The following is a 12,898-nucleotide window of genomic DNA, read 5'->3' as shown; positions in this document are numbered from 1 at the left end:
CCTCCCGGTCAGCGCTGGGCGACCAGCTTCTGGTTGGCGCTGACGAAGTCCAGCGCTTCACCACCATGGGCCTTGGCATACTGCTCGGCCTGGTCCTTGAGCAGGAACGCCGCCAGTTCACCCTTGGCGTTACGCACGAACCAGGCCTGGTTCGCCAGCAACTTGATTCCGCTGTCGGCGGCCTGGGCGTAGATGGCGCGGATGTCCTTGCCCTCCTGCTCCAGCTGGGCCAAGGCGCCAAGCGCGGCCTCCGGCGAAGCGTAGTGGCGGACCTTGCCTTCACCGCGCACCCAGATCTGTGCCAGGCGGCTGAAGTCGGTGATCGGTTTGCCTGTCAGCGCGTCATTGGCCTTGAGTGGCTGCGGATCGTAGTCTTTCAGCGCCTTGTCGTAGTCCAGGCCAGCCTCCTTGAAGGCCGCACGGATGTATTGGTCGTCGATGAACTTGTCGGTGTCGAGGCCGCGGTCGGTCTTTTTAAGCAGCTTGAGCGTATCGATGGAGGTTGCGACTGCCTGACGGTATTCAGGCTTCCATGTCAGGTCGCGGGTCTGCAGGCCGAGCGGGCCGTGGAACAGGTAATTGACCTCGGCCTCGATGCCGGTGACTTTCTCGATCAACTCGCTGTACTTCTCAGGTTCCGCAGCGATCAGCCGATCGGCTTCGAGGCTGGCGCGCAGGTAGGCGGTGACCACTTCGGGGTACTTCTTCGCATAATCGGCATCGACCAAAGCGCCATGGAAGGTCGGTGCGTTGGCCTGGGCGCCGTCATAGATCTTGCGGGCGAAGCCGCGGTTGGGGAACAGTTCGGCGAACGGCACGAAGTCGGCATGGGCCTCGATGCGGTTGCTACGCAGGGCGGAACCGGCGATTTCCGGCGCCTGGGCGATGATTCGCACATCCTTCTGCGGGTCCCACCCCTGGGCTGCTACGGCACGCAGCAGCATGCCGTGGGCGGTGGAGGCGAACGGCACGGAAATGGTCCTGCCCTTGAGTTCAGCCAGCGACTGCACGCTGGACGCCGCCGGTACGACGATGCCATTGCCGCTGCCGTGCACGCTGCCCGACAGCACGCTTACGAACAGGCTGCGCTTGCCGGCATCCAGGTGGGCAACACCGTTGAACGACCCGGGGAAGTCGGCCATTGCACCGAAGTCGAGTTTGCCAGCGACCATTTCATTGGTCAGTGGCGCACCGCTGGTGAAGTTCTTCCACTCCACCTGATACTTGGCATCTTTGTATTTGCCGTCATGCGGCAGGTACTTGTCCAGCAGGCCAAGCTCGCGTATCAGCAGGCCACCAGTGGCGCAGTTGATGGTGGTGTCCTGGGTGCCAATGGCGATGCGGATGGTTTCGGCGCTGGCATTCAGGCCAGTGAGCGCCAGCGCGAGGCCGGCCACGGTTGCAACAAGGCGCATGGGTGTTTCCCCTCGAGTCGTTATAAGAGTTGGGTCGTCTCCGCCGCCCGGCTTGGGTGGTGGGAAACGAGGGGCACAGCAGGAGGGCGTCCGGTGGTGCGCCGGATGGCGGGATGAATCAGCGCAGCAGGTACGGGATGTCGACCTTCACCGCACCCGTGGGGCAGTCCTTTTCGCAGGGCATGCAGTACCAGCATTCGTCGAACGCCATGTAGGCCTTCTGCGTGGCCGGGTTGATCGCCAGCAGGTCCATGGGGCAAACCTCCACGCAGACGGTGCAGCCTTTTTCGGCGATGCACTTGTCTTCGTCGATGGTGACGGGGGCGCTGCTGCGGAAGAAGATTTCTTGCGGCTGGTAGGCCATTTCACGGAGTCCTCGGGGCCTGCGGCCCTCGTTCTTCGAAGTGTTCACCGGACACAGCGTCGCCTAGGCTGCATCGGCCTTTACCCGCAGCTGGTCGTAGGCGGATTGCTCTTCTGCGTCCAACGCAATCAGGTAAGGCTCGACCGCTTTCCTGAAGCTGGTCATTTCACCGTTCTCGCCCTTTTTCAGATGGCAATGGCAGAACCACTCGCCATCATTGCGCTCAGGGAAGTCCACCCGGTGGTGGTACAGCCCCCAGCGGCTTTCCTCGCGGAACAGCGAGGCCCGCGCCGCCATCTCGGCGCAATCGCGAATCACCGAAACTTCCATCGCACGCATCAGTTCATGAGGGTTGCTGGCCTTCATCTGGTCCAGGTCACGTTCGATCTCGGCAAAGCGCGCCAGGCCGATTTCCATCTTTTTGGTCACCTTCGGCGGTTGCAGGTAATCGTTGACCATGCGTCTGAGCTTGTACTCGACCTGCGCCGGCGGCAGGCCATGCTGACGCTGCAGCGGGGCAAACACTCGCGCGCGCTCGCGCTCGACCTGTTCGGCATCGACCTCGGCTAGTTCGCGCCCGGTCACGTAATGCGCAGCGTTCACACCGGCAAACCAGCCATAGGTGAAGGCCCCGAGCATGTAGTTGTGCGGCACCGCTGCCATATCGCCCGCGGCATACAGCCCTTTGACGCTAGTCTCGGCCTTTTCATTGACCCAAACCCCCGACGCCGAATGCCCCGAGCAGAAACCGATCTCCGAGATATGCATCTCGACCATGTGCTGGCGATAATCGGTGCCACGCCCGGCGTGGAACTGGCCACGACTGGGGCGCTCGTTGCTGTGCAAGATTTCTTCGATGTTCTGGATGGTTTCCTCGGCCAAATGATCGAGCTTGAGGAACACCGGGCCATTGCCGCCCTCGAGCTCCTGGTGGAACTCCCACATCATCTGGCCGCTCCAGTAGTCGCACTCGATAAAGCGCTCACCCTTGCTGTTGGCGGTATATCCACCCAGTGGGCCGGTGACGTAGGCACAGGCCGGGCCGTTGTAGTCCTTGATCAGCGGGTTGATCTGGAAGCACTCGAGGTTGGCCAGTTCGGCACCTGCATGGTAGGCCATGGCGTAGCCATCACCGGCGTTGGTCGGGTTCTCGTAGGTGCCCATCAGATAGCCCGACGACGGCAGGCCCAGGCGCCCGGCCGCTCCGCAGGCAAGGATCACCGCCTTGGCCCGCACCACGCGAAACTCGCCGCTACGGCAATCGAAACCCAGCACGCCAGCGGCCGCGCCTTCACCATCGAGCAGCACACGGGTGCAGACCATACGGTTGCTGATTTCGACCCGGGCACGCTTGAGCTGACGGTACAGCACCTTCTTGATGTCGTGGCCTTCGGGCATGGGCAGCACGTAGGCGCCCATGTGGTGAACCTTTTTCACCGCGTAGTCGCCGGTCTCGTCCTTCTCGAATTTCACCCCCCAGCGGTCGAGTTGCTCGATGGTTTCAAAGCTGTGGGTAGCGTAGGCATGCACCGTGGCCTGGTTGACGATACCGTCATTGGCCACGGTGATTTCCTTGGTGTACTGCTCGGGGGTGGCATGGCCTGGGATGATCGCGTTGTTCAGGCCATCCATGCCCATGCTGATGGCACCGCTGCGCTTGACGTTGGCCTTGTCCAGCAGCAGCACGCGCAGGTTTTTGTCCTGCTCCTTGGCCTTGATCGCCGCCATCGGCCCGGCGGTACCGCCACCGATGACGATGATGTCGTAGTCCTGGGTCTGGATGCTCATGCCTTGCTCCCCTTCTGGCGGTCGATGCGCAGGCGGTACTGGAAAGCATCGCCGCGGTAGTAAAGGTGTTCGAAGTCCAGTGGCGTACCATCGGCGGCATGGGTCAGGCGCTCGATGCGCATGATCGGCGAGCCTTCTTCAACATCCAGGGCCTGGGTCAGGTCGCTGTCGGCCAGCACGGCATCGATGGCCAGGTCGGCGTGGCCAAGGGCAATGCCGCAGTCGTTTTCCAGGAGCAGGAAAATGTCGCGGGTGACAAGGTCGGCCTTTTCCAGTTTTTCGCCGACGGCCTTGGGCAACCAGGTCAGCTCCAGCGACACCGGCTCGCGGTTGATCAGCCGCACCCGGCGGATCTCGGTGACCAGGCTGCCCTCCTCGACCTGCAGCCGCGCGGCCACCAATGCATTGGCTGGCACATGGCGGAAACTGCGCAGGCGGTTGATCACCTCGTAACCCATTTGCGTCATCGACTCGCCCAACCCCTGCAGGGTACTGACGTTCTGGAAAGCCTTGGGCTTGGCTACGAAGGTGCCCTTGCCGTGGATCTTGAAAATCAGCCCTTCCTTCTGCAGGTCGCCCAGTGCCTGGCGCACGGTGATGCGGCTGACGTCGAAGGCCTTGCCCAGCTCGCTTTCCGAGGGCATGCGGCTATGTGGCGGATAAGTGCCATCGAGGATGCGCTCGCGCAGCAATTCCTTGAGCTGGGTGTAGAGCGGTACCGGGGACAGGGGGAGCAGTTGGGCCATAGGTCTCTTCACTGATCGATTACTTGTTATAACAAGTTGTGACTAGAGAATAGTGGGCATAACAGCAACGATGGAAATATCGATATTGCATATGGATAGAGGCATTTGTGAGTGCCATTACCGCCCGTTTCACGGCTGAAGGGAAAAATGGCTACAGATCAAGGTGATGGACGGCACCACCACAGATGGGTATCATGCGTGCGCGTTGCACTCGTAGCTCAGCTGGATAGAGTACTGCCCTCCGAAGGCAGGGGTCGTGGGTTCGAATCCCGCCGAGTGCGCCATCTTCTTTCCCTTGTGTCACAAGGGGTTGGCGCTTCCGCGCAGAACTTGCCTTGGTCCTGAAAGTCGCTTTGCCAAAGTGCAACTGGGCGATGTGCGTCTGGACTATCAATAGGCCGAAGATCGGCATCACCGGAACCGTTTCGCTCAAGTCGGCCGGCTCGCCCCCAAATGTATTCTATTCCCGGCGCTATTCCAGGTACGGCCTGAACGTAACCCACTGGGCCGCATGGCTGCTGGCCTTGGGCATGCTCTGGCACCGGCGGCACAAGGCGCTGGGTTGAGGAAGGTCAGAACAATCGCAGCGGCATGTTGACCACCAGCCGCACTTCGTCGTAGCTGCCATCGATCTGCCCGCCGTGGGCGCGATGGTTGTAGACGATGGTACGCACGCTGGTGTCGCGCCAGGCGCCGCCCTGCAGCACGTAGCCAAGTACCAAGCCATTCTCCTCGTGCCGCGCGCCGCGCAGACCGCGCACGTTGTATCCGGCGTGGCGGCCATTGCGGTCACCCTGGTAGTGGCTGCCATCGATGCCCCAGCCCTTGGCGTGCCACAACCCAAAGCTCAGGCCCGGCACGCCGTAGGCGCTGGCATCGAAGTCGTAGCGCAACTGCCAGGAGCGTTCGTTCGGGCCGTTGTAGTCCGAATACAGCGAGTTGGCCATGTAGTTGCCGGTCGACTCCCACACATAGTCGAAATACTCGTTGCCCTCGACCTGCTGCCAGGCCAGCGTCAGACCATGGGCCTGGTGCGCCAGCGTGGTGGCCAGGCTCCAGGCCTGGTTGTCGATATAGCCCAGTTGCTGCTGGCCGCTGTCGCGGGTGCGGTAGTAGTGAAAGGCCGGGCGCACAGCCAGCTTGGCCCGATCGCCCAGCGTGCCGCCCAGCCCCACGTACAGCTGCTGCCAGGTATCTGCCAGGTGCGAGCCGTACAGGCTGGCAGACAGCGCGCCGCTGTAACGGGCACCGATATAGCTGATCGAATCGGCCTTCACCGCCCGATCGCCGAAGGTGCTGGTCAGCAGCTCGCTGCCGGTGCCGGTGCGCGGGATTGCCCGATCGAAGCGCCCGGCGTCCAGTTGCAGGCCAGCGATGCTCTGGTTGCTCAGCGCCACACCCTGAAAGCTCGACGGCAGCGCCCGGTTATCCTTGTAGCGCAGGACCGGATTGTCCAGGCGTTGTCGGCCAACCCGCAAGGTACTGCCGGCCAGGCGCAGGCGCAGCGCGCCGACAGCCAGGCGGCTCCAGGTGGGGATGGCGTCGCCGTCGCTGTCCACCAGTACCCGGTCGCCACCGTTGGCCACCCGGCCATGGCCGCGATTCAGGTTTATCGCGCCGTACAGCGAGGCATCCACGCCAATGCCGAGCACACCGCTAGTGTAGCCTGACGCATAGTCGAGCATCGCCGCCTGCACCCAGGTCTCGCGCAGACGCGAGGGGGTCAGGCGGCCGTCCTTGCGGATCGCCAGGTAGGTGTCGCCCTGCGTATGCTGGTTGGAGTAGTAGTGCCGCAGGTTGAGGTCCAGACGGCTGCCGTCGATGAAGCCGGGCTGGCCAGCAGCCACGCAGGGCGTGATGAGGGCGCAGCACAGAAGTGTGCGTCTTTGCATATGCAAGGGGTGTCCTGTCCGTGAACGAAGGTCGGTGCCGTGCCTGCCAGGCACTTCATAGGGTCAATCGGGCCAGTGCCGGATCGGCCCGCGCCAGGTTTCGAAGGCCTTGGCCAGGCGCAGCAGCCAAGTGTCGGCGAAGCGCGGGGCGACCATCTGCAAGCCAATGGGCATACCCTGGTCACTGAAGCCGCAGTTGATCGACAGCGCCGGTTGCTCGCCCATGTTCCAAGGCACGGTGAACACTATGTGTTCGAACGGCAGTTGCGGGTCGTTGCCGGGGGAGGCCAGCTCGGCGGGATAGGCCTGCACCTGATTGGTCGGCGACAGCAGCAGGTCGCACTGCTCGAACAGCCGCGCAGCTCGCCGGCGCATCTCGAAGGTCTGGTTGAAGCCTTCCACCGCCTCCACCGCCGTCATGTGGCGGGCCGGCTCGGCCCACTGGCGGATGTACGGCAGCACCTGGGCCAGGCGCTCGGGCGCCAGCTGGCGGAGTTCGCTCCACTGCCGCGCGCGCCAGAAGCGGTCAAGGCCGTCGAGCAGACGACGCTCCATCAATGGCGCCACCTCCACCAGCCTGGCGCCCTGCGCCTCGAACAGCCCGGCGGCGGCGCGCACCGCGGCGCAGGTCTGCGCGTCGGGCTGCAGGCCGCAACCGGGTTCAAGCAGCAGCCCCACCCGCAGGCCGCGCACGCTCACCGGGGGCAACCCCCAGTCGAGCTCGGCCGCCGGCAGGCTGGTGGCATCACGCAGGTCCGGGCGCGCCAGCACCGCCATCATCGCCGCGCAGTCGTCTACCGTGCGGGTCATGGGCCCGGCGCAGCGGCCGGTATAATACGGGTCGATGGGTATGCGCCCGAGGGTCGGCTTGAAGCCCACCAGCGCGCACCAGCCGGCCGGCAGGCGCACCGAACCACCGATGTCGGTGCCCAGGTGAAGCGGACCGTAGCCCGCCGCTGCCGCGGCCGCCGTCCCGGCGCTGGAGCCACCGGGGTTGAGTGCCGTGTTCCATGGGTTGCGGGTGATGCCGTGCAGGCTCGACAGGCCCGAGGACAACATGCCGAAATCCGGCACGCAGGTCTTGCCCAGCAGTACCGCGCCCGCCTCGCGCAGGCGCGCCGCCGGTGGCGCATCGGCTAATGCCAGGCGCGGCTCCAGGCCCGCGCACCCCTGGTCGAGCAGCTGCCCACGGGTGGCAATCAACGATTTCAAGGTCACCGGCACGCCATCCAGCGGCCCGAGCGGCGCGCCCCTGGCCCAACGTTGGGTGGACGCAGCGGCCTGCTCCAGCACCAGCTCAGGGGTGAACTGGCACAGTGCATTCAAGGCCGGCTCGCGGCGCTGTACATGGTCAATCAGGTACTGGTGGTACTCCAGTGGCGACAGCTCGCGGCGATCATACAGCGACGTCAGTTCGGCCACCGACAGCCACTGCAAAGGGCCGCAGCTCATTTGGCACCTGCCGGCACACTGGCATTTTCGACGTCCGGCCCACGCTGGGCGAACAGGCGCACGCAGCAGAGCCCCACTGCGCCCATGAGCACGCTGAAGCCCACCGCGACCCACTGGTTCCAAGGCATAAGGGCGATCAGCAGCAACGGTGTAACGCTCGCCCACAACGCGTAGGCGATGTTGTAGGTGACAGATATCCCCGACACGCGAATGGCCGCCGGGAACAGCCCGACCATGATCGACGGCACCACCCCGACCACGCCGCAACACAAGCCGGCCAGCGCGTAGGCCACGCCGATCAGCGGCAACTCGAAAATCAGGCTGGCGTACAGCGCCGCCACCCCGACGGGCAGCAGGGCGCTGTGGATCGCCAGGGCACGCCAGGGGCCGAGGCGGTCGGCCATGCGCCCGGCGAGGATGCAACCGATATTGAGGAAGACGATGCCCAGGCTGCTCAGGGCGAAGGTCTGGTCCGCCGGCAGTCCGAAGCGCTTCTGCATCACCGTCGGGGTAATCACCACCAGCACCACCACTGCCGAGGTCAGCACGCAGGTCAGCAGCAGTGCCGGGGTGATGGCTCGCCGGTGTCCGCGCAGCACGGTGCGCAACGGCAGCTCCGGGTCGGCTGCGTGGCGCGCCTGCAGGGCGACGAATACCGGCGTTTCGCTGAGCCAGCGACGCAACCAGACACCGACCAGACCAAACACACCGCCCAGGATGAACGGCAGACGCCAGCCGTGATCGAGCATCTCCTGTGGGGTGTAGACCCGCGCCAGCACCGCCGCGGTGACCGCGCCCAGCAGGTAGCCGAAGGTCAGCCCGGCCTGCAACATGCCCAGGGCGAAGCCGCGGTGGCCGGCCGGTGCGTGCTCGGCGACGAACGCCCAGGCGCTGGGCACTTCGCCGCCTACGGCGGCGCCCTGCAGGATGCGCAGGGCCAGCAACAGCAACGGTGCCCAGTAGCCGATCTGCGCGTAGGTCGGCATCAGGCCGATCAGCAGGCACGGCAACGCCATCATCAGGATGCTCAGGCTGAACACACGCTTGCGCCCCAGGCGGTCGGCGAAGTGCGCCAGCAGAATGCCTCCCAGCGGCCGCGCCAGGTAGCCGGTGACGAATATGCCGAAGCTCTGCAGCAAGCGCAGCCATTCGGGCATGTGCGGCGGGAAGAACAGCTCGCTGAGGATCAGCGCGAAGAACACGAAGATGATGAAATCGTAGATCTCCAAAGCGCCGCCCAGCGCGGCAAGGCCCAGGGTCTTGTAGTCGGCGCGGCCGAAGCGCGTGGAAACGGGTCGAGGATGGGCCGTCATTGGCATGGGTGTCCTGTAATCGGGTAACGAAGGCGCGGCAGAACCGGTCGGGTTCATGGTCACCGTCGCGGGCGGACAGGACAATAAAAAGCGCGTCTGGGTCGCTTTTTCACCGGAATCTGTACATTGAGTTTTGACAGCGAAAGCCAATAATCGGGCCACCTTTGACCCACAAGATGGCCCCAACATGGATGAAATTCAGCGCCAGATCGCCGCATTTGACCACCCAGACGTCGAAGCAGTGGCCATTATCCGTGGCCGTGTGCTGCACGCCCTACAGACCTTCTTGCTCGACCGTGACTTCCGCCAGTTGTTGCCGATACTGATGTCGCCGATCACCGACCCCCTGAACCACGCGGTGTACCCGGCCGAGATCCAGTACCAGCAGCGGCGCCTGAAACTCACCGCCAGCATGATCTTCCACAAGCAACTGGCCCTGACCGCCCGCGGCCACGAGCGCATCTTTATCGTTGCGCCGAACATCCGCCTGGAAAAGCCGGAGATCAAGGACTCCCAGCGTCACTTGCTGGAGTTCTCCCAGTTCGACTTCGAGATTCGCGGCGGCACCATGCAACAGGCCATGCAGTTGATCGAGCAGATGGTCAAGCACACCCTGGACGAGGTGCGCCAACACTGCGCCGCGCAACTGGCCCAGCTGGGCCGTGAACTGCCGCGTTACGAAACCGCCTTCCCGGTGTACAGCACCGACGAACTGCAGGCCGAACTGGGCGATGACTTCGAGCGCTTGATGTCGGAAAAGGCCCATACGCCGTTCTTCATCACCAACCACCGCCGCGAGTTCTACGACCGCGAGACCCCCGGCCAACGCGGCCACTACAACAACTATGACCTGGTCTGGCCCGAGGGCTATGGCGAGGCATTGTCGGGCGCCGAACGGGAGTACGAGCACGGTCAGATCCTCTACCGCATGAACGAGCTGGACATGGACCTGACCCCGTTCGGCAACTTCCTCGAAGCAGCCCGCCAGGGGCTGCTGCATCCCAGCGCCGGCGGCGGGCTGGGCATCGAACGGCTGCTGCGCTTCATCTGCGGCAAGCGCCATATCCGCGATGTCGCCCTGTTCGACCGCAGTGTCGGCAGTGACTTCCTGTTCTGAGCCCTTCACGCCCTCGCACCGGCCCGCTCTGACGGCGGGCCTTTTCCGGAGACACCCGCATGACCCCCTTGCGCATTCACTGGTGCTCGCCGCTCGACAGCGGCCAGCAGAAAGCCTCCGACAAGTACGACACCGGACGCCTGGACTTCGCCGGTATCGTCGATTTCGCCCAGGAGGCCGACGAACTGGGCATCGACTCGCTGCTGATGGGCATCAGCTACCACATGCCCGACCCGCTGCCGATGATCGGCGCGCTGGTGCGCGAAACTCGCAACGTCAAGTTCATCCTCGCCTACCGCCCCGGGCTGCTGCACCCGACCCTGTTCACCCAGGTGGTCAACACGCTGTCGTGGATGTCCGACAAGCGCATCGCCCTGAACCTGGTGGCCGGCATCTCGCCGGACGAGCAGGCGTACTACGGTGACTACGTTGCTCACGATGGCCGCTATGCGCGCACCTGCGAGTTCATCGAGATTCTCAGGCGCTTCTGGGCCGGGGAAACGCCACTCAGCCACCATGGCGACTTCTACCAGCTGGACAAGGCCCAGCTGGGCCTCCCGTTCAAGGACCTTGAGCGGCCACGCCTGTATCTGAGCGGCGCCTCAGGCATCGCCCAGCAGGTCGCGGTATCCCACAGCGACTGCTGGCTGCGCTACGGCGACACGCCCGAAGGCATTGCCGAGGCCGCGCGCGAAGTACTCGCGGCCGGACGTTCGGTAGGCATACGCATGCACGTGCTGGCGCGAGAAACCCGCGACGAGGCACTGGCCGAGGTCGACGCAATGATGGAAAACCCCGACCAGCAGCACCGTGAATGGGTGCGCCAGTTTGTCGCCCGCTGCGACTCCGAGGCGGTCAAGACATCGTTTCGTCTGGCCGAGGGTGCCCATCACGACTGGCTGTCGCCGATGCTTTGGTCGGGGGCTGTGGCCTACCGAGGCGGCCCGGCTCTGTGCGTGGTAGGCAGCTATGAGGAAGTGGCCGCCTACCTGCTGGAGTACAAGAAGGCCGGGGTGAGCGAGTTCATCTTCTCCGGTTGGCCGACCCGCGACGAGATGCGCAGCTTCTGCCAGCACGTGCTGCCACGCTTGCGCGAACTTGAAGCCGAACTGGACCGCCAGCATGGCTGAGCACCCGCCCCTGCGCCGCTTCGGCGCCGGCCTGCTGCTGGGCCTGATGGCCGAACAGACGGTGCTGTTTGCCGTCCCGCTGATGGTCTACCAGGTCACCGGCAGCCTGCGTTACTCCGGGCTGGTGTTCGCCCTGGAATGGCTGCCGGCGCTGCTCGCTTACCCGTTCGCCGGGGTGCTGGCGGACCGTGTAGGCGGGCGCAGTCTGCTGCAGTGGGCCAACGTGCTGCGCGCCGCCAGCCTGGGGCTGACCGTACTGTGCTGCAGCCTGGCGCCGGCCCTGACGGTCTGGGCGCTGGCGGCCAACGGCGTACTGCTGTCGCTGCTGATGGCTCCGGTGCGCATGGCCGTGGAGCGCACCGTGCCGCAGGTGGCGCCGGCCGAGCGCCTGGCCCACACCCAGTCGCTGGTGCAGAACATGGAGCTATTGGCACAGGTGCTGGGTCCGGCCTGCGCCGCCGCGCTAGTGCTGTACAGCGGCAAGCTGGCGCTGCTGGGCCTGGCCGCCGTCGCGCTGCTGCTGGCAGCACTGTGCTGGCGCGGTCTGCCCAACGCCCACGCCGACAGTACTCGGCAACCTGTGCTCGCAGCCCTGCGCCAGGGCTGGCAGCTGCTGCTGGGTAACCCGCCGATCATCAGCCTGGCGCTGCTGAACTGCAGCATCAACCTGGCCTTCGCCTGCGTGCTCAGCGCCAATGCCTTCGTCGTCAGCGACGTGTTCCAGGCCACCGACAGTGCCTTCGGCCTGATCAACAGCGCCGCCGGGGCTTTGGGCCTGCTGAACTTCCTGCTGGTGCCGTGGTTGCTGACAAGACTGTCGATCCACCAGGTGGGGGCGCTGGGTTTCGCCGTGCTGTGCGGCGGGATCCTGGCCATGGGCATGGCCAATGGCGTATTCGCCTACGGTGCCAGCTTCGTCCTGGCCATGGCCGGCTGCACCCTGTTCAACGTGTTCAACCGCACCCAGCGGATCAAGGTGATCCCGCGCAAGCACCTGGGCAAGGTAATGGGCCCTTTCTACCTTCTCAACCTGGCGTCCTACCCGCTGGGCGGCCTGCTCAGCGCCAGCATCGGCCAACGCTACGGCATTCAGGGCCTGATTCTCGCCATGGGCCTGCTGTTGAGCGTGCCGGGCGCCCTGCTGTTCCACCTCACCACGCGGCGCCTGAACGCCGCACTTGGCACTGACACACTAGCCATGGAGGCATCCCGATGAAAAGCCAACACCTGTGCCTGCTGGCCACGGTCGAATCCGACTCGCACATGTGGAACCTGGTGTACCTGCAACTGTGGCTGGGCGAGCGCGGCCTGGAGGTGAAGAACCTGGGCAGCTGCACACCGGTCCAGGCCGTGCTCGACGCCGTCGACCAGCACCAACACGCGCATCTGCTGGTGATCAGCAGTGTCAACGGCCACGGCTACTCCCAGGGTCTGGCACTGATTCGCGCGCTGCGCCAGCAGCACCCGCACCTGCACATCGTGATTGGCGGCAAGCTGACCACCTCCGAGGCGCAAACCCGCGCGGTCCGCGAGGAGCTGCTGGCTGCCGGGTACGACGCGGTGTTCACCGAGGACGACGCCCTAGACGCCTTCCAGCGCCATCTCGATCGCTTGGCCCAGGCCCGTCACTCGCTGGTGCTCGGCGCTGGCGACGTGACGCACTGGACCTGAGCCCCCTTCT

At 64.8% G+C, this 12,898-nt stretch carries 11 protein-coding genes and 1 tRNA gene; 5 read left to right on the top strand and 7 right to left on the bottom strand.

All coding sequences use genetic code 11. From position 1 onward, the window contains the following. Positions 1–8: 8 nt before the first annotated feature. The 4 genes from ABNP31_RS00965 to ABNP31_RS00950 all read right to left on the bottom strand — a co-directional run bounded on the left by ABNP31_RS00965 (position 9) and on the right by ABNP31_RS00950 (position 4,313). A complete protein-coding gene (locus ABNP31_RS00965; RefSeq protein ID WP_015268564.1) occupies positions 9–1,415 on the bottom strand; it encodes an ABC transporter substrate-binding protein in 1,407 nt (468 codons plus the stop codon). Between the two features lie 118 nt (positions 1,416–1,533). Beyond that, the gene (locus ABNP31_RS00960) at positions 1,534–1,779 is read right to left on the bottom strand and encodes a 4Fe-4S dicluster domain-containing protein (protein ID WP_008096634.1); all 246 of its coding nucleotides are present in this window, start codon (positions 1,777–1,779) and stop codon (positions 1,534–1,536) included. A 63-nt stretch (positions 1,780–1,842) separates the two neighbouring features. After that, complete coding sequence (locus tag ABNP31_RS00955) at positions 1,843–3,567, bottom strand: fumarate reductase/succinate dehydrogenase flavoprotein subunit (protein ID WP_238067139.1); 1,725 nt, start codon at positions 3,565–3,567, stop codon at positions 1,843–1,845. After that, the gene (locus ABNP31_RS00950; protein ID WP_085664178.1) at positions 3,564–4,313 is read right to left on the bottom strand and encodes a GntR family transcriptional regulator; all 750 of its coding nucleotides are present in this window, start codon (positions 4,311–4,313) and stop codon (positions 3,564–3,566) included. Before ABNP31_RS00950 ends, ABNP31_RS00955 begins: the two co-directional genes overlap by 4 nt. A gap of 207 nt (positions 4,314–4,520) precedes the next feature. Between ABNP31_RS00950 and ABNP31_RS00945 the strand changes: the two genes are divergently transcribed. Next, positions 4,521–4,597 (top strand) — tRNA-Arg (locus ABNP31_RS00945). A 288-nt stretch (positions 4,598–4,885) separates the two neighbouring features. Here ABNP31_RS00945 and ABNP31_RS00935 read toward each other — a convergent pair. From ABNP31_RS00935 to ABNP31_RS00925, 3 genes are all read right to left on the bottom strand, one after another. After that, positions 4,886–6,205, bottom strand: coding sequence for an OprD family outer membrane porin (locus tag ABNP31_RS00935; RefSeq protein ID WP_350012909.1), 1,320 nt, complete (start codon positions 6,203–6,205; stop codon positions 4,886–4,888). Positions 6,206–6,268: 63 nt separating this feature from the next. Then, positions 6,269–7,657 (bottom strand): amidase, encoded by a 1,389-nt coding sequence (locus ABNP31_RS00930; RefSeq protein ID WP_085664180.1) that lies wholly within the window; start codon positions 7,655–7,657, stop codon positions 6,269–6,271. Then, a complete protein-coding gene (locus ABNP31_RS00925; RefSeq protein ID WP_085664181.1) occupies positions 7,654–8,970 on the bottom strand; it encodes an MFS transporter in 1,317 nt (438 codons plus the stop codon). Before ABNP31_RS00925 ends, ABNP31_RS00930 begins: the two co-directional genes overlap by 4 nt. A 187-nt stretch (positions 8,971–9,157) precedes the next feature. Here ABNP31_RS00925 and ABNP31_RS00920 point away from each other — a divergent pair, with 187 nt between their 5' ends. Genes ABNP31_RS00920 through ABNP31_RS00905 form a run of 4 tightly spaced genes read left to right on the top strand, consistent with a single transcriptional unit; the run spans position 9,158 to position 12,888 of the window. Then, positions 9,158–10,087 (top strand): asparagine synthetase A, encoded by a 930-nt coding sequence (locus ABNP31_RS00920; RefSeq protein WP_085664182.1) that lies wholly within the window; start codon positions 9,158–9,160, stop codon positions 10,085–10,087. 59 nt (positions 10,088–10,146) lie between these two features. After that, on the top strand, positions 10,147–11,217 hold the full coding sequence (locus ABNP31_RS00915; protein WP_085664183.1) for an LLM class flavin-dependent oxidoreductase: 1,071 nt from the start codon (positions 10,147–10,149) through the stop codon (positions 11,215–11,217). Further along, positions 11,210–12,433 (top strand): MFS transporter, encoded by a 1,224-nt coding sequence (locus tag ABNP31_RS00910; RefSeq protein WP_085664184.1) that lies wholly within the window; start codon positions 11,210–11,212, stop codon positions 12,431–12,433. The genes ABNP31_RS00915 and ABNP31_RS00910 overlap by 8 nt, the downstream gene beginning before the upstream one ends. Next, a complete protein-coding gene (locus tag ABNP31_RS00905; RefSeq protein ID WP_085664185.1) occupies positions 12,430–12,888 on the top strand; it encodes a cobalamin B12-binding domain-containing protein in 459 nt (152 codons plus the stop codon). The genes ABNP31_RS00910 and ABNP31_RS00905 overlap by 4 nt, the downstream gene beginning before the upstream one ends. Positions 12,889–12,898 lie beyond the last annotated feature (10 nt).

The organism is Pseudomonas asiatica, from assembly GCF_040214835.1.
GTDB classification, from domain to species: Bacteria; Pseudomonadota; Gammaproteobacteria; order Pseudomonadales; family Pseudomonadaceae; genus Aquipseudomonas; species Aquipseudomonas putida_Z.
This window is presented reverse-complemented; position numbering and strand designations above follow the sequence as displayed.